Origin of the sequence: Photobacterium kishitanii (assembly GCF_003026355.1) — a bacterium.
In the GTDB taxonomy this organism is placed as follows: domain Bacteria; phylum Pseudomonadota; class Gammaproteobacteria; order Enterobacterales; family Vibrionaceae; genus Photobacterium; species Photobacterium kishitanii.
The window spans coordinates 449,524-468,432 of the sequence record NZ_PYON01000001.1 but is presented as its reverse complement, the minus strand read 5'-3'; the positions used below and the strand labels follow the sequence as shown (position 1 = coordinate 468,432).

Below are 18,909 nucleotides of genomic sequence, written 5' to 3'. Positions count from 1 at the left end.
GTTTACCTCTCAACCAGAGCCATTTTTTTGTTATAGATATTCATTAGCAATGATGTGATTAAACTTAGGCTTAAATAAACAGCCATTGTCATCGCTATGATTTCAATAGCTTGTCCTGTTTGATTAAGGGTTGTACCGGCAAATACAGATACAAGATCAGGATAACCAATTGCCATTGCGAGGGAGGAGTTTTTGGTTAGGTTTAAATATTGACTCGTAAGAGGAGGAATAATAATCCGCATCGCTTGGGGGAGCACAATTAAACGGAGGGTTTTGTTACGGGTTAATCCTAATGCTTCTGCGGCCTCAGTTTGACCATGACTTACCGCATTAATGCCTGAACGGACAATTTCAGCAATAAACGCGGCAGTATAAATACTTAATGCTAGCAGAAGCGCTGCAAGTTCAGGTAATACGGTAATACCACCACTGAAATTAAAACCTTTAAGGGAGGGATAATCGATACTAATCGGTTTACCACTTATAAAAAAAGCCATTAATGGTAGTAAGACAATAATTGTGAGGCTAACGAGAAGTACTGGAGATTGTTGACCTGTATTTTGTTGTTTTTTCTTAGCGTAATATTGGTAACTCATCGCAATGATAAAGGCAATAATCAGTGCTATCAAAATAAACCCCGAGCCTTGTTCAAAGATAGGGCTAGGTATCGATAATCCGCGTACATTAAGGAAAATACTATCCCCAAATTGAAGACTCTGCCTTGGTGATGGTAGTACCTGTAAAACAGCAAAGTACCAAAAGAAAATTTGCAGTAATAGTGGAATATTTCGAAAAATTTCAATATAAAAAGCAGCAAAACGACTAACTAACCAGTTAGGAGATAAGCGTGCGACTCCAATTATAAATCCTAATATTGTGGCGAGAATAACACCGAGGACAGCAATTAACGCGGTATTGAGTAGGCCAACCAAAAATGTTCGACCATAACTAAAGGTCTCATCGTAATCGATAAGAGTCAGACCAATACCAAACCCGGCTTCTTGATTAAGAAAATCAAAACCGGTAGCAATGCCACGTGTTTCAAGATTGGTTAATGCATTATTTATGATGCTATAAAAGAAAAAAACGAGAGCAACTACGGCAATAATTTGAAATATTACCGCGCGAAAAGTGGGATTATAGAACAGACTCTTATTACTAGTTCTTGTCTGTGAACTATCCGTATTGGTGGGTAATGCCATACAACACCCTCATATCCATTGAGATGTACAGAGGGAGCCATAACAGCTCCCTTTTATAGTAATTAAACGATGTTATTAACGAATAGGTGGGGCATATTGAATACCACTGTTACTCCATAAAGCATTTAAACCACGCTCAATTTTAAGTGGTGAACCTAGGCCTACGGTACGGTGGAAGCTTTCACCATAGTTACCGACTTGCTTAATTATTTGGAAGCCCCAATCATCATTTAATCCTAGCCCTTTACCTTTTGGTCCATCAAGGCCAATTAAGCGACGAATATGAGGATCTTTTGATTCTTTTTTAAGTTGGTCGACATTAGCCGAAGTTACATTGAACTCTTCGGCGTTAATCATTGTAAATAGTGTCCAGCGTACAATATTGAACCATTGATCATCACCTTGGCGAACGACAGGACCAAGAGGCTCTTTAGAAATGATTTCAGGTAGAACAATCGCTGAGGTTGGATCTTTAAGGTTTAAGCGCAGCGCATATAAGCCTGATTGGTCTGTGGTGAGTACATCACAACGGCCAGAATCAAAACCTTTGGATGTTTGAGGCGCGGTATCGAACACGACAGGTTTATATTTCATGTTATTAACACGGAAGTAATCGGCTAAGTTAAGTTCGGTTGTAGTACCTGATTGCACACAAACTGCAGCACCATCGAGCTCTGTTGCACTTTTTATCCCCATGTCTTTTTTAACCATAAAACCTTGGCCATCGTAGTAGTTTACGCCAGTAAAATTAAGGCCAAGTGAGGTGTCACGGTGTAGTGTCCAGGTTGTGTTACGCGATAAAATATCAATTTCACCTGATTGTAAGGCGGTAAAACGTTCTTTTGCAGTGAGAGGGATATATTTAACTTTAGATTTATCTCCTAATGTTGCAGCGGCAACTGCTTGACAGAATTCAACATCAAGACCTTCCCATTGACCTTTTGCATTGGGGTTTGAAAACCCAGGTAAGCCAGCACTGACGCCACATTGGACGTAACCCTGTTTTTTTACTTTATCAAGTGTGCTGTCGGCGGCGTTTGCATTAACTGCAAATAGAGTGGCAGATGCAGCAAGTAAAGCCCACATCCCAGTTATTTTTTTAGCCATTAGTACCTTCCTTGTCTGGTCAATAGTTAAAGCGATATGTCGCAATAAACTTAATTATTAATAAGTTATTAACAATACATTAACAGATACAAGTATAGGAAAATATATATAAAGGTCTAGTTTTGTTGGAAATAAAGAGTTTCAGATGATGATTATGAGAGATAAGACCACTAAGTCTGCAATACAAGGGAGTAAAAATGAATATTATCGAGAGGAGAAGAGAGATGGGAAACAAAACCCAGCCTGATGCTGGGCCTTGTTTTTAAGCTAAATAGTTATTATGCAGTAGCAAGTTTTTTCTCAAGTGCTTCTGCATCTACTTTCTTAGTGATAACGGATAACACTACCGCAACAGCGATCATTACAGAACACACAGTATAAGCCAATGTGTAAGTACCAGTAGTATCAACAGCAAATGCGGCAACAACAGGACCGATAAAGCCACTCACGCCCCATGCAGTGTAAAGCACACCATAGTTAGCGCCATAGTTTTTAAGACCATAGAAGTCAGCAATAATTGATGGGAAGACCGCTAGTAATGTACCGTAGCCAACACCAGCAACTGCTGCACCGATAATCAACGTGAACTCAGATTCAAATGTTGCGAACATCACCATGTTGATGCCTTGCATTACAAAGGCGATCATCAGTGTTTTAACACCACCAATTTTGTCTGACAGAATACCAGCTACAACACGGCCGCCAGAGTTAAATATAGCTAGGATCACAACAAGATAAGCAGCATCAGTAATATTTGCTTGTGTCGCAGCGATAGAAGTAATGTTGCCAATAATCATCAAACCTGCAGCTGAAGCAAATGCATACATTACCCATAGTGAGTAAAACTGTGGTGTCTTTAGCATTCCACGCCAATTAATATCAACAGGCTTAGCTGATGTCGCTTTATAACCAGCAGGTGCTTCAGGAACATAGTTCGCTGGTGGGTTATTAATTGTAAATGCTAATGGAACCGCAATAATCAGTACCGCAATACCTAAAACAAGGAAGCTAGTATTGATACCATATTTAGCTATAAGCGTCGAAGTTAGTGGTGCTAAGTAAACCGCGGCAAGTCCAAAGCCTGCTGCAATTAAGCCATTTACCAAGCCTTTTTTCGATGGATGGAACCATTTCATTGCTGATGGGCTTAAACAAGCGTAGCCAAAACCGATACCACTACCTGTCATAACACCAAACGTTAGCACTAGCATCATTGGTGTAGTTGCAAAACTTGATATGATCATGCCGAAACCAACCATGACTGTACCAAGAATCAGTACGCGACGAGGACCCATGCGATCTTGAAGAATACCAGCGACTAATAGTGATAAAGCAAAAGTAATAATTGCAACAGTGTAAGGCAGTGATGCATCAGCATTCGACCAGCCTAAATCTACAACGAGTGCTTTTTTAAACACACTCCAAGCATAAAGGATACCCATACATAAGTTGATACAGAAACCTGCTACTAGGATCTGCATAGCTCGATCAAATTTTTTCATAGAGAACTCAATTAATTTACTCTTAGCGTTGATGCTAAATACAGAGGCAAACAACGATAAGTGAATGATTTAGTATGATGACTAAAGTCAAACTTTAGAAAGAGCGCGGAGTGTAACAATATAAAAAAAATATGGTATTGGTCAGACATTCCTTGTTACAAAACAGCAAGGAAGTCAGGAAAAAAATTTTATAAACGAGGTAAATTCACAGCTTTAAAACAAAAAGGGGAAGATATGCTTTAACTATAAATAGTAAAGTATCTTCCCCTTTGTAGCTTTGTATTAAAACGAGCGGTTAGTGGCCAAGGAAACTAATGTAGCCCTGAAGGACTAGCAGGTTAGTAATATCAATAAAGAAAGCGCCAACGATTGGTACAACCATAAAAGCTTGTGGTGATGGACCATTTCGAGACACTAATGAACCCATATTCATTACCGCTGTTGGTGTTGCACCCATACCAAAACCACAGTGGCCACCGGCAATGATAGCTGCATCATAGTTGCTTCCCATAACTCGGAAAGTAACAAAATAGGTAAACAACCCTAATACAACTGTCTGAACCGCGAGAATAATCAACATTGGCATTGCCAAGTCCATAAGTTCCCATAGATGTAAGCTCATCAGTGCCATTGCTAGGAATAAGGACAATGATATGGTACCAAGAGCATCAACTGTTTCTTTGTTGATTTTATAGCACTTAGTTCCTTCACAGACGTTAGTAATAAACACACCAATAAACAACGCATAAACAAATTCAGGAATACGTAATGCACTGATACCAAGACCGTCTATAAAGTCTTTAAAGTGTGATGCGCCAGCAACACAAACCAATAAAATAAATAATACTTCAATAGTATTTTTAGACGTTATACGGTCTTCTTCACGATCGCTATAAGTGATCAGATCTGGGTGTTCAATATGATGATTACCACTTTCACCAAAATCAGATTTTAGATTATGTTTATTGATTAATCGTTGGGCAATCGGCCCACCGATAATACCACCCATGATCAAGCCAAACGTTGCAGCAGCCATTGATAGTTCTAATGTATTTAGACCATAGTCGGTAGCAAAAGTTTGTGACCAAGCTGCGCCAGTGCCGTGACCGCCTGAAAGAGTGATTGAACCAACAATAAGGCCAAGTAATGGATCTAAGCCTAAGGCCTTACTCATACCTACGCCAACAGCATCTTGAATAATGATGAAGACTGTTGCTATGCCTAAAAATAGGAATACACGTGAACCACCTTTCATTAGCAGTTTATAGCTAGCAGCAAGACCTACGGTAGCAAAGAACATTTGCATTAACGAGTCTTGCATACTGAGCTTGAAACTAATGTCAAAACCTTGAAAATGGAAAAAGGTAATAATAAAGGCAACGACAAGTCCGCCAACAATAGGCTCTGGAATATTATACCTTCTTAAAATCTTGACTTTACTATTAATAAAGTAGCCAAGAAAAAGCACGATTATTGCGATGAGCAATGATTCGAGCTCATTAACATGAATAGTTGTGGTCATTTAAAATCTTCTTTTTTACTTCTTTGACGCTAATTTTAACCCCAAAAAGACATTCTTACCATATTGCTATTATTGTGCTATTGTGATAGCCGCTTCTTGTTTTTAGAGCTTATCTATTTAGATATTATTGAGTAGTCGTTTTTTTATATGGCTTATTGTTAAATAGTTGATTTATTTTGTTAGTTTTTGGTGGTTATTATGTTTTGGTGTTTATTGATGATATAAACAATTTTTAATGGGCGTTTTTTTGCTTCTTTAGTGAGGTTAATTTTTTATAATCAAAGCGTTATATTTTATTCTAAGTCTTTTTTTAGTATAGGGTACAGCATTCCTTTTATTTGAAGGCTGTAATGCAAAGGTTAAATTGAAAATTTAGTTGTCGAGAATGTAATATAAAAAAAAGTATTAATTCTCATAATTTGAGAAATGTCTATTTTTGGTGGGCACTATATTAATTAGGCTTTAAAAAAAAAGTATAAAAATAACAAAAAAAGTTATTAAACATTGTACAAAATAGTAATTAGAGGCTTTTTTTGCGGTTATCAGTCATTAAATGCGAGTAAATATTTTATTGTTGATGAATATTTAGGGAAAAGAGTGGGTCATAAGCAAGATAAATAATGCAAAATATAACTTGTTGCTTATGAAATAATATCTCATTAGGTGAGAATGATAACCTGGCATAATTTTACAATTATAATTGAGAACAAGATACTGAAAGATAGGAAGATATTTAAGAAAGCAGGTAAGTCATAGTGAATAAGCTTAATGATAACGATAATAGAATATCGTTATCATCAAGCTAATATAATGTACTCGGAAAAACAGTTCTTTTTTGCTAGCATTAGCTTATTCAGTACTATATTTTTTTAGTTTTAAATCTTTTTTCAGTTGCTGAATGTATGCGATACGAGCTGGATCTGCTGGACGAGTCTCATTTTGACGTTGTTGCGCTTGCGCCTCACTTGGGAGTACACATCGTCCACGAATACGTTGATGATATTGTTTTGTTTCTTGCTCTGCACGTAATGTGGCATGTTCTTGCTCTTTTGCCATTGCTTCGCGTGCTTTACTTTGATCTGTTGCATCAACGACAGCATAAGAATTTCGCTTTTGCATTCTATTTGGCTGATGGCCAAATTGTTCCCGTTGCTTTATAAAGTTATCTAAGTGATCACTAAAACTCATTGTGACGTCCTACTAAGTAATCAAAAATAATCCACTTATGATTAACAATAAAATGGCGTATATCATTAATAATAAGCTACAACGTTGAATAAGAGAACCTCTTATATAGGGTTCTCTGACATTTGTTGTATTTGAGATAAGTATTGGCGATTAAAGTCGCACTGAGTTAGTGGCTTATTGAAATAAAAACCTTGGAACTCTTCAACACCAATAGCCTCAAGGAAGGCAATTTGTTCTATATTTTCAACACCTTCAGCAACAACTGCTAGTCCAAGGTTGTGAGCGAGGTCAATAATAGCCTCTATGATAGTGATACTGTCTTTATTGTGAGGTAATTCTTTAACAAATTCCCGATCTATTTTTAGGATGTTGATAGGGAAGCGACTGAGATAAGCTAATGAAGAATAGCCTGTACCAAAATCATCAATAGCAATTTTAACGCCTATTTTTTTGAGTGCGATTAGGTTTTGGTATGCTAATTCAATGTCTGTCATTAGTACGCTTTCGGTGATTTCAAGCTCTAAATAAGCAGGATCACAATCTGTTTTCTTGATTGCGTTATTTAAAATCCCGATGAGATCAGAATCAAGTAACTGTTGTGCAGATATATTGATCGCCATATTTATATTGAGTCCTTGCTGTTGCCATTGTTTTAATTGATGGCACGCTTTTTCGATAAGGAAAGGACCAACCTCAAGGATTAATCCTGATGACTCAAGTAAAGGAATAATATCAACGGGAGCTTGATAGTGACCATCTTTATCACGCCAGCGTAATAGTGCTTCAACCCCGGTTAGTGAGTGTGAATTTGCTAATACTTTTGGTTGGTAGTAAAACTCATAGCGATCAGTATTAATTGACTTTCGTAATTCGGACTCTAGTTCTAATTTATGTGCTGTTTTTGTGCCCATCTCATGGCTAAAATAACAATATTTATTTTTTGTTTTATTTTTAGAAAAACTTAAAGCAATATTGGTATTTTTGATTACCTGTTCTGCTGTTAGTGTCGATACTTTTTGAAGTGAAATTCCGATGCTAGCTGTAATTGAAATTAATTTCCCGTCAAAATTAATGGGAGCACTAATATTATTTAGTAATCTTTTAGCAAGGCGTGTGACATCTTTTTTCTGTTGTACACACTGAATTATCACCCCAAACTGGTCGTTATTTAATCTCGCGAGGATGTTTACATCTCTAAGATTAGAACGAATACGTTTTGACGCTATAATTAATATTTTTTCTATGTTTTCATAATCCAAATAATTATGTAGCTGCTTGAATAAATCGATTTCAATAATCAAAATTGACATTTTCGACTGGTTTTTTCTTGACACTATTAAGGATTTATTTAATTCATTAATAAACATAATTCTATTTGGTAGTGCAGTTAATTGATCATAGTGTGCGAGACGGTGTAAGCGATGTTCATAGTTTATACGGTCGGTAATATCCTTGCTTGTTGATATATAGTTACTAATTCGACCATTCTCATCACGAATAGGAGAGATAGTATTATCAAGGTAATGAATGCTATCATCATTATTTCGTTGTGAAATAATACGTTGAATAGTCTTGCCTTGGTTTAATTTAGACTGAATATCATCTATTTTTTCTTTATCATTTATATAACGTTTAAAGATAGTCTTACTATTCAACCCAACAATATTATTATAACTATCTCCTGTGCTTTTTTCATACGAGCTATTTACATATTCAATGAAACCAAATTTGTCCGTAATAATCACGGCTTCTTTACTTTGTTCAACTGCGCGAGATAATCCTTTAAGTTTTTGTTCACGTTTTATCCATGATGTTACATCAGTTATTTGTAATATGATGTTATCATTATTGTTTTCATCTATTTTTGTAACGATGATTTCTAAATGCTTACTATTAGGGGTATCGATCTTTAGCTGTGTTTTTTCTTTGTTGTTATAAGGCATACTGTCAATACTATTTAATAGGGTCGCAATATTGCTCTTAATATCTACTGAGGATAAGTATGACATAATATTTTTATTTATTGGGTCTTTTTTAAATTCTAAGATTTTCTGAGCTGTTGAGTTAATTGCAATGATTATTCTATTTTTATCGATGACGATAATACCTGAATCTGTATTCTCAATTAGAGAATAATAACGTAAAAGAGCGGCACTTCTACTGCTTTCTATACGGTTTATTTCTTTTTTTTGTCGTTCTATATAGCAAAGGGTTAATATGATACCAATACAAATGATCATAATTACTATACAAAGATAAAAATATGGATTTAAAGGTTTTTGAATGAACCAAAGATGATTGTGGTTATCAGTTATATTTACTTTTGAAACTAATATCCATGGTGATAAATTACCATATTTAAAATCAACTTTTGCTTTTAATGGCTTAGGAATAAAAAAAGGTGAGTATGTGTAGAGGATATTATCTTCAATTATTTGTCGGTGGTTATAACGTTGTATTTGTTGCCATAATGAAAAATACTTATTTTTGAAATCTTTTTCAGAGTTAGTGTGTGAGGTGTTTTTTTGCTTGATGTTAATTAATGTTTGGCCTTTATTATTAATTATCCATGACTCTATTGGTAGTGAATCACTAGCTAATAATGTTGTGAGAATGAGAGGTAGGTTTCGTTGTTCAATTTTCACGATCCATTGATGATCATTGACAGTAATATGTTGGTAGTACGCAATATGGTTAATGGGAAAGGGCAACGTCGTTATATAGGTTTTATTGGGCGGAAGAGAAAATGCATGATCAATATTATTTAACTCTGTCTCAGAAAGAATCGGTTTATTGTCTAGTACTGAGGTTTTAGTATCAGCGGTAGTTGTAATCTGCAAACGGTAGCTATTTTTATAATCAATGAGATTAATGCTATTCAAATTATGATTGTTAGCTAGCATGTTATTGGAAAATTTAATGAAATCGTTGCGCTGTGCGAGTGTGAGCGTTTGCTGCCATGATTGCTGCTGTAAATAAGTATTGAGTTGTTTAAAACGGCTAATAGTATGATTTATTTGCTGGGAAATATGTCGTTGCTGTTGTAACTGTTGCTGACGTTGAGTGTTTTTTACTTTATTGATTACTTCATCATTACTTTGATGATTATAAGTAATAGCGCTAATTACAGTTAGTATTAGTAAAGGGAAAGTGAAGAGTAAACTTATTACTAGCGTTTTTCTCATAATATCCTTATTCAAGTAATATGGGATCTGTCACATAACTAGCCTAACTATATGCTATTAAACACATAAAGTTAAGGTTGGAAGTATAAATATGTGAGGGTGATGTAATAACAATGTTACTGATGAGAGAGTGCTAAATACAAAAAGGCCTTGAGGGAGGAAACTCAAGGCCTTGATGAAATAACGATTTAATTATAATAATTAATTTGTGGCTGTTACTGCTTCCAGTTCTGATTTTTTAGCCGCAGCTAACTGTCTTTCGTAGCGGTTATATTTCCACCATGCATAGCCAAGGAATATTACAATCCCACCAACGTTATAGAAGATAATCGTCATGATATCAGCGCCTGTTGGGAAGGTAGATGCTAAGAAGCCAATACTGAAGATAGCAATCAAAATTGATACCATCACAATACCTGTGGTACGTGAGCCCATTTTGAAGTCGCGTGGTAGATGATCCAGTTTTAGGCGTAAGTTTAAGTAAGCAATCATAATAAACAGTGGCGGTAGCATAGAAGCTGCTGCGGTCATGTTAATCACTGTACTCATTAAATCTTGTACCGAATCAGAACCTAACATTGGTACGATAAGTAGTGGAATAACAATAAAGAATTGTGCCCATGCTGCGCGTGCTGGAACACCATTTTTGTTTAGCTTGACGGTTTTCTTTCCAAAAATACCAGCAGGAATTTCAGAGAAAAAGATTTTAACTGGAGTTGCTGTCCACATCAGTAGTGAACCAAGCATTGCCGTGAATGAAACCACACCAACAAAACGGTTCATCATTATTTCAGGTAGGCCGTAATGACGGGCTAATCCTTCAAATACTTGTACAGAACCACCGGTGAATTTTAATGCCTCACGCTCAACAAAAACGTTAATTAGTACAGAAGAAACACAGTACAAGCCACCGATAAAGATACCTGCAAAAATAATCACTTTTACAAACGCTTTATGGCCGCCTTTAATATCGTTAACGTAAACAGATACTGATTCTGCACCACCTGCAGCCATAAATATCCATGCTGTTACACCAAAGAAAGCCCAATTTATTTGAGGGGTTAATGCTTCCACAGTAATTGGATCGGCTGGTTGAATACCACCCATAACAGCAGCGCCCGCCAATATAATGTATGACAAAGTGAGCACTAGCATAAATGACGAAGTAACAGAGGTAATTGGCCCCAGCATTTTTGCGCCATTGGTTGACACATAAGTAGCGAGAGCAAATAACGCAATACTTAACAGGGTCGTTGTGGTCGGCGTAAAGATATATTCATAACCTAAGAACGCGTAGGATGCATAAGCAATAACCCGTGGTAGTAATGAAGTGAAGAAAAAGAGATTAACAAACCAGTAAGTATACGCGGCAAGGAAAGCCCAGCGTCCTCCGAGAGAGCTTTTTACCCAAGCATAAACACCCGCTTCAGAATTTTTATTAAGGGAGACGAACTCAGCGATGATTAAACAAAATGGAATAAAATAGAGTAGGGTAGCAATGAAGAACATAGGGGTTGATGATAGGCCAATTTCAATATTGTTGTTAATGACATTATTGAAACTGTATACCGCAGCAAAGGTCATCGATAGTAGACCAAATTTCCCTATGGTATTACGTTTGGATTCAGACATGAGAATCTCCGATGGATCACGTTTAGTATTGTAGGATGTCTATGTTTTTAGCGAAAAACCAAATCATAGCTTATTGTTTTTATGTTTATTTTTTTATTACATAACCGCCAGCTATTACTAGCTGGCGGTTGTGTTAGGTTATTTATTGAGGAAGTAACCGTCTTCAATGGTGACACGTAAAACAACTTTTTGAAGGTTATCGCTAGCGCTAAAGCGGTGTGCTTGATGATTTTCAAAGATCACCATTTGTCCTGCTTCTATGCGTTGTGGTTGGCCTGTTCCAGTAAAGTATTCACGGTCAGTTTCATCGCTGTATGCTTCGGTTTGAGTAAGCGTGTTTTTATCTGCACATTCGATGGTTTCACTACCATTAAGGTAATAATGCACATCAAAGTAACGGCGATGGCCAACAAATTGCTCATCCGCTTTTGACGGCCCATGTTGGAGGCGGTAAGCCAATGAATCACCGACAGAATGAAACACATTTGGTTGAATATTGCCGATATTTTCAATTGCTTCAACACAACGATTCCATTTACGGCCATCGCGGTACAGACTCTTGAATTGATCCAGTGATGTTAAAATAATCATTATTTGTCTCCACCGATGCGTGTTGCTGTAAATGTTTGATTAGCTAAGTAACGACTATCGCAGTCAGCTTTGCTAAATGGCACTAAACTCAATTGATAGCTAAAGTCATTAAAGTAAACACGGTATGAATCTAATACTTCTGAACCCCAAGAGTTAGAACCTAAGCCCATAACTTGATGATCAAGATTGACCGTGATGTAACCACTAGGCTCCAGTTCATTAATGTGTTGTGCTTGATGAATATGCTGGTTGGTGTAGTGCCATGCGCTGAAATTAATTTCTTGCTCAGGCTTAACCAATAAGCCAACACCATGACGGTTGGTTAAACTTGCCCAGCGTACATGTTGACGGTTGCCATTGTTTTGTGGGAACGGATAGTTCTCAAACATATTGCTAACGGTAGTGTTGTAAATATCAATAATGTTGCTTTGACGGCTGTCTTGATAGCTTTCTTCAGGACCTCGACCGTAATATTCAACCTGATCAAATTGATTATTAATCCCTAAATCTAAACCGATAGCAGGAATAACATGCGGATAATCACCGTATTTATTGCCGCTTAAGGTCATGTTTACTTGGCCTTGAGGACAAATTTCAAATTGATACTGGCAACGCATGCCAAAATCTAATACTGGCGGTGCAATAATACTGTTGGTGGTAACAATCACTTTACCTGCGATTTGCTCCACGCTGATGCTACGGAAATGCTCTTGCATAATTTGCAGGTGAGCAGGGTGCCATAAGCCTTCATATTCTTGCTTATGATTATCAATCATTGGCTTAAAGAAGCTCATTGCTGGAGAAGACGCAATCAGTTCATTATTTTGGCGCAGCCATGATGTGAGTTTGCCATCGACTTTAGAGAAACGAAGCGTAAAGTCATAGCCGCTAATTTCCCAATCAAGACGATTTTCAATGACAGCCAGTGGCATCGCATTGTTATTTTCAAACAATTCAACATGAGCGGTATTTGGTTTCGCTTGGTATTGGAAAATACCGAGTTCATGGTTTGCATCGCTGTAAGCGGTGCGTGATTTTTTACGAATCGAAACATTAACAAAGGTTTCACGTTGATCCATGATCGGCAGCGCTAATTCAATATCGCGTGATTCACCCGCAGCAAGATCTGCAACGGTGATTTGATTAAAGGTCAGCGTATCGCCTTCTGCACGTACTGCGATATCAAATACAACATCATTTAAGTCTGAGAACCAATATTTGTTAGTAATGGTAATGATGCCTTTGGTGTGATCCTTAACTGCAATTTTGACAGGACAAATAACTTGCTTATATTCACGTAAGCCAGGACCTGGTGTTTGATCTGGGTAGATCAAGCCATCCATACAGAAGTTGTAGTTATTTGGGTAGTCGCTGTAATCACCACCATATTTATAAACATCACGGCCATTCTCATCTTGTTCATAGATGCCGTGATCACACCATTCCCAAACAAAGTGACCTTGAATATGATCATGTTTGTAGAACACGTTTTGATATTCAGTTAAGCCACCAGGGCCATTACCCATAGCATGAGCATATTCACAAATAATGCGTGGTTTAGCGTGTGGGAACTCACCAAACTCATTCATCATTTGGGCACGAGAGTACATAGTACTAATAATATCAACTACTTCAGCGTCACGATCTTCTTCGTAATGCACAAGACGAGTATCATCAATTGCTTTTGTTGCTTTATACATTGAACGAATATTGCAGCCGTAGCCTGATTCGTTACCCAGTGACCACATAATGATTGAAGGATGGTTCTTTTGAGCGTGAATATGGCGTTCAATACGCTCAACAAACACGTGCTCCCATGCTGGATCATCGGTGATCATGCTTAGGTTGCCAACGTTAGCGAAACCGTGAGTTTCAACGTCAGTTTCAGCCATAACAAATAAACCGTATTGGTCACACAGTTCGTAAAAGCGAGGATCATTAGGGTAATGCGCAGTACGTACTGAGTTAATATTGTGCTGCTTCATGAGCACAATGTCTTTCTCTACGCGATCCATGCCCACAGCACGGCTGTTAAGGTGATCGTTATCATGACGGTTAACGCCATGCAGCATTACGTATTTACCATTAATTTCAAATAGACCGTTACGCACTTTAATATCACGGAAGCCGACACGTTGAGGGATAACCTCAATCACAGTACCATCAGCATCTTTTAGCGTTAAAAATAAATGATATAAATGTGGGTTTTCGGCAGTCCAATGAATAGGCGCTGCCATTTTGATTGCAAAATCAGTATGAGTCATACTTGCAATTGCTAGGTTGGAAACGTTTCCATTTGCAACCTTAATTTGGCCATCATAAAGGGCATAATCAAGGCTGTAATCAGTGATAACACTACCGCTTAAGTTTTCTAGATCGACTTTACAGTTAAGTGTTGCAGCTTGGTAATCATCGTCAAAATCAGTGCGAACAGTAAAGTCACGTACATGAACGGGTTCTTTTCCGACTAAGTAAACATCGCGGAAAATACCAGCCATCCACCACATATCTTGATCTTCGATATAGGTTGAGTCTGCCCATTGCATAACGCGTACAGAAAGTAAGTTTTTACCTGCGTTAACAAAATCCGAAATATCAAATTCAGCTGTTAAGCGGCTGCCTTTACTAAAGCCTACATATTGGCCATTAACATATACTTCAAAGTAGGTTTCAACACCGTCGAATTTGATAATGGTCTGTTTTTCATTCCAGCTGTCGCTCAAGAAGAAAGTGCGTTGGTATGCGCCTGTTGGATTATTTGAAGGAACAAAAGGCACATCAATCGGGAATGGGAAACCTTCGTCGGTGTATTGTAAGTTACCGTGACCTTCCATTTGCCACATGTTTGGCACTTGAATATTGGTCCAGTCATTCATTTCTTGATGATAGAATTCTTCAGGAACGAGCAGTGGATTAGTAAAGAAATTAAATGTCCACTGGCCACTTAGCAACATGAAATGCTGACTTAAATCACGCTGAAAGCGTTGCGCTTTATTTAATGCGTTGTAAGAGAAAAAATACGCACGAGGTGCCAGTCTATTTTCGCTAAGTAAGTTGATATTTTCCCAGTTATTCACAATGCCTCCAAGACATGTCTTAATTATCTGGAGTTATTATTAAGTAAAGTTTTACTAAAAAATACAGGTAAAACATTTTTGTATTAACTTGGTCACATTCTGTTTTGAGCTTTGTGAGGTCGCCGACAAAAAAACAATCACAGCGGTTTATTTGAGTGATCTTGCTCTTGTTTTACTAAGATATCTATTTTTAAAGCAAAAAAAAACGACATAGGAAATGTCGTTTTTATTTTTATTATCAATGTGTTATTTTATTTTTTTTGTTGTGTCTCGCAAAATTAATTGGCTTGGAACAAAGACACGTAACGGAATGGTTCGGCCATCACGGCTACGTTCTAATAATAAATTAACCCCTTGAGATCCCATTAGTTCTGAATGGATACGAAAGGTTGATAATGGCGGATAAGTAAACTTTGCCGTTGGAATATCATTAACGCTGATTAATGAAATATCGTTTGGAATATTAAGTCCACTTTCGTGTATAGCGCGTAAGACACCAATTGCAATCGAGTCTGATGCGACAAATAAAGCGCTCGGATGATCCGTTTTAAGCATTTCTTTTGCTAATGAATAGCCTGATTGGCTACTAAAATCACCACGATAGATGTCGTTATCTGATACCACACCTTTGAGTTTCCCATATTCAGTAAAAGTTAACTCACGAATATCATATTTGTCTGGATTATCTTGACCCCCAATGAAACCAATACGTTGATAGCCTTGTTGGGTAAAGTGATTAATGACTTCTTTACTGATTCGTTCTAAATCAATGTCGATGCAATCAATATCAATTTGGTGATCGGTATAATCAACATAAACAGTATTGCTTGATAGGGCACGCACCGCAGTAAGGTTGTCTTCGCTTACTTGACCAATCAGTAATATTCCATCAACGGCTTTAGGCGCTGCGGCAATATTACATTCATAGATATTGGTTAATTGAATGCCAAGTTTATCACATTGAGTGTCAATGCCATGTCGAATAGCAAGATAGTAAGGATCATCAACCTCAACGTCTTGTTTGTAATTATACAAAGCAAGGAAATGAAGTGTTTGTTTCTTAGCTGTCTTTCGAGATTGACTAGTGGTGTATTCAAGTTGTTCTGCAATTTCAAAGATTTTGCGTTTGGTTTCATCTTTTACGCTAAGGCTTGGATCGTCGTTTAAAACACGAGAAACCGTAGCTAATGATACACCTGCTTTGGTTGCTATTTGTTTTAATGTTGCCATCTTTCCTCCGGCAATCCCTGCAACCTAAGTAACGTTTGCTGTGTGTTTGAGGGATGTGTTGTTATATTTTATAGAATGATATTATCTATTTTTAGTAAAAAACTCGAATAATTCAGTGCTTGCTCGTTAATATTTTATTATTGCTGTTAATGATAGTGAGCCAAGATTGCTAAAATTATTGAATTATATGGCTTAAATAAGCAATAAATATGATCTAAGCCTGTGATATCTCGCATGGATTATTATTTTTGTGGAAACGTTTACATAACGTGCATTTGATCACGGAAGTTAATAGCAAATAACTTTAGACTTTTTAGCATTACAGAATCACAAGAGCTGAATTATTATGTCTGAGTTTTTTGATCCGATTGACCATCCTCACCGTCGTTATAATCCATTAACAGGGCAGTGGGTACTTGTTTCTCCACATCGCGCTAAGCGTCCGTGGCAAGGTGCTGATGAGCAGCCACAACCAGAATCAAATGTTCCATATGATGCGTCTTGTTTTTTATGTCCAACGAATACCCGTGTTTCTGGTGATGTAAACCCAGATTATACTGGCACATACGTATTTAATAATGATCACGCGGCGTTAACAGCTAATACGCCATCAGCGCCTGAAAACACTAATCCACTATTCCGTTGCCAAAGTGCACGTGGTTTAAGTCGTGTTATATGCTTCTCGCCTGATCACAGCAAAACACTACCTCAACTTTCTGTCACTGCTATTCGTAATGTGGTTGATACGTGGAATGAACAAATTGAAGAATTAGGCCAAGATTACGTTTGGGTACAAGCATTTGAGAATAAAGGCTCAGTGATGGGGTGCTCGCAGCCACATCCTCATGGTCAAATTTGGGCCAATAGTTTTTTACCGAATGAAATTAGTCGTAAAGATTCCTTGTTACGCGAATATTATGCGCAGCATGGCACTAATTTATTGGTTGATTATGTTAATAGTGAATTAGCTGATGGTTCACGTACGGTTGTGGAAACTGAGCATTGGTTAGCCGTTGTGCCTTATTGGGCTGCATGGCCTTTTGAAACTATGTTATTACCTAAAACACACATTCGTCGTATGGACGAATTAACGGAAGCACAACGTGATGACCTAGCATTGGCGATTAAAAAGCTTACTAGCCGTTACGATAATTTATTTAAGTGTTCATTCCCTTATTCAATGGGATGGCATTACGCACCTTTCTTTGAATCTGATCGTGATTTTAGTGAGACTTCAACCGATCATTGGCAACTGCATGCTTTATTTTATCCACCATTATTACGTTCAGCAACGGTGAAAAAGTTCATGGTGGGATATGAAATGTTGGCAGAAAGTCAACGTGATTTAACCGCAGAACAAGCAGCCGAAAAATTACGTGCTGTGAGCGATGTGCACTATTTAGATTAATCGCTGGATTGGTTTTATTGCTTTAATGTATTTAATGATCTCTTGGTAATAGTAGGTATAAATAATGACAACAAATCGTACTCAACACCTTATTGATAATGTATCAGCCGTTTTCTCATCAGTATTAGGTTATGCTGCCAGCCATATTATACAAGCACCTGGGCGGGTAAATCTGATTGGTGAACATACTGACTATAATGATGGTTTTGTGCTTCCTTGTGCGATTGATTATCAAGCGATCGTTGCTGCTGCTCGCCGTGACGATAATATTGTGCGTGTAGTTGCCGTTGATTATGACAACGAAGTTAACGAATTCGATATCACTCAGCCGTTAGCCTTTGATCAACAGTGCATGTGGGTAAACTATGTTCGTGGTGTGATCAAGTGTCTATTAGATCGAGGTTATGTGCTTGGTGGTGCAGATATTGTTATTAGTGGCAATGTTCCTCAAGGCGCCGGTTTAAGCTCATCTGCAGCGTTAGAAGTGGTGATTGGCCAAACATTTAAAGCCTTGTTTGAACTTGATATTAGCCAGCAAGAGATCGCACTTAATGGTCAGCAAGCTGAGAACCAATTTGTTGGTTGTAACTGCGGCATCATGGATCAATTAATCTCTGCAGAAGGTGAAACAAACCATGCATTGCTTATTGATTGCCGTTCACTAGAAACAACCGCTGTTGCTATGCCTGAAGATATGGCAGTCGTCATTATTAACTCAAATAAGAAACGCGGTTTAGTTGATAGCGAATATAACACTCGTCGCGCACAGTGCGAACAAGCGGCAGCCTTCTTTGGTGTACCAGCATTACGTGACGTGACGTTAGAAATGTTTACTGAACGTGAAGCTGAATTAGCCCCAATGGTTGCGAAACGCGCTCGCCATGTAATTACTGAAAATATGCGAACTGAACAAGCGGCGATTGCCTTGAGTGATGGCAATATGGCGTTGATGGCACAGTTAATGGCAGAATCTCATGCATCAATGCGGGATGATTTTGAAATTACAGTACCTGAAATTGATACCTTGGTTGATATGGTTAAAGCTGTTATCGGCGAGCAAGGCGGCGTACGCATGACTGGTGGTGGTTTTGGTGGTTGTATTGTGGCATTAGTACCACCAACATTTGTTGATGCAATTACTGCTGAAATTAGCGCTAAATATCAATCAGCAACGGGATTGCAAGCAACAATTTATGTATGTAAAGCAATGGCTGGCGCTGGTGTTATCAGTGAAAATTTTGTAGCTGTAGCGTAATTTAAAGGCG

Annotated in this window: 12 protein-coding genes; 2 read left to right on the top strand and 10 right to left on the bottom strand. The window is 37.6% G+C overall.

Going from position 1 to position 18,909, the window contains the following annotated elements:
• Nucleotides 1-2: 2 nt before the first annotated feature.
• The 10 genes from C0W29_RS02100 to ebgR all read right to left on the bottom strand — a co-directional run bounded on the left by C0W29_RS02100 (nucleotide 3) and on the right by ebgR (nucleotide 16,236).
• Nucleotides 3-1,202: an amino acid ABC transporter permease gene (locus C0W29_RS02100; protein ID WP_045044982.1), complete on the bottom strand. Its 1,200-nt coding sequence runs from the start codon at nucleotides 1,200-1,202 to the stop codon at nucleotides 3-5.
• Between the two features lie 75 nt (nucleotides 1,203-1,277).
• Nucleotides 1,278-2,309, bottom strand: a complete 1,032-nt coding sequence (locus C0W29_RS02095; RefSeq protein WP_045044983.1) for an amino acid ABC transporter substrate-binding protein — start codon at nucleotides 2,307-2,309, stop codon at nucleotides 1,278-1,280.
• A gap of 278 nt (nucleotides 2,310-2,587) precedes the next feature.
• Nucleotides 2,588-3,811, bottom strand: coding sequence for an L-lactate MFS transporter (locus C0W29_RS02090; protein WP_045041835.1), 1,224 nt, complete (start codon nucleotides 3,809-3,811; stop codon nucleotides 2,588-2,590).
• Nucleotides 3,812-4,106: 295 nt separating this feature from the next.
• Nucleotides 4,107-5,333, bottom strand: coding sequence for a sodium/glutamate symporter (gltS, locus tag C0W29_RS02085; RefSeq protein WP_045041836.1), 1,227 nt, complete (start codon nucleotides 5,331-5,333; stop codon nucleotides 4,107-4,109).
• A gap of 849 nt (nucleotides 5,334-6,182) precedes the next feature.
• Complete coding sequence (locus tag C0W29_RS02080) at nucleotides 6,183-6,521, bottom strand: hypothetical protein (protein WP_045041837.1); 339 nt, start codon at nucleotides 6,519-6,521, stop codon at nucleotides 6,183-6,185.
• 101 nt (nucleotides 6,522-6,622) lie between these two features.
• The gene (locus tag C0W29_RS02075) at nucleotides 6,623-9,706 is read right to left on the bottom strand and encodes an EAL domain-containing protein (protein ID WP_045044984.1); all 3,084 of its coding nucleotides are present in this window, start codon (nucleotides 9,704-9,706) and stop codon (nucleotides 6,623-6,625) included.
• Between the two features lie 201 nt (nucleotides 9,707-9,907).
• Nucleotides 9,908-11,338: an amino acid permease gene (locus tag C0W29_RS02070; protein ID WP_045044985.1), complete on the bottom strand. Its 1,431-nt coding sequence runs from the start codon at nucleotides 11,336-11,338 to the stop codon at nucleotides 9,908-9,910.
• 138 nt (nucleotides 11,339-11,476) lie between these two features.
• Complete coding sequence (locus tag C0W29_RS02065; protein ID WP_045041840.1) at nucleotides 11,477-11,929, bottom strand: beta-galactosidase subunit beta; 453 nt, start codon at nucleotides 11,927-11,929, stop codon at nucleotides 11,477-11,479.
• Nucleotides 11,929-15,006, bottom strand: coding sequence for a beta-galactosidase subunit alpha (ebgA, locus tag C0W29_RS02060; RefSeq protein ID WP_107174096.1), 3,078 nt, complete (start codon nucleotides 15,004-15,006; stop codon nucleotides 11,929-11,931). The genes C0W29_RS02065 and ebgA overlap by 1 nt, the downstream gene beginning before the upstream one ends.
• A 246-nt stretch (nucleotides 15,007-15,252) precedes the next feature.
• Nucleotides 15,253-16,236, bottom strand: a complete 984-nt coding sequence (gene ebgR, locus C0W29_RS02055) for a transcriptional regulator EbgR (protein ID WP_045044986.1) — start codon at nucleotides 16,234-16,236, stop codon at nucleotides 15,253-15,255.
• A 346-nt stretch (nucleotides 16,237-16,582) separates the two neighbouring features.
• Between ebgR and C0W29_RS02050 the strand changes: the two genes are divergently transcribed.
• On the top strand, nucleotides 16,583-17,644 hold the full coding sequence (locus C0W29_RS02050) for a UDP-glucose--hexose-1-phosphate uridylyltransferase (RefSeq protein WP_045041842.1): 1,062 nt from the start codon (nucleotides 16,583-16,585) through the stop codon (nucleotides 17,642-17,644).
• A gap of 64 nt (nucleotides 17,645-17,708) precedes the next feature.
• Complete coding sequence (gene galK / locus C0W29_RS02045; RefSeq protein ID WP_045044987.1) at nucleotides 17,709-18,899, top strand: galactokinase; 1,191 nt, start codon at nucleotides 17,709-17,711, stop codon at nucleotides 18,897-18,899.
• The last annotated feature ends 10 nt before the right edge of the window (nucleotides 18,900-18,909 follow it).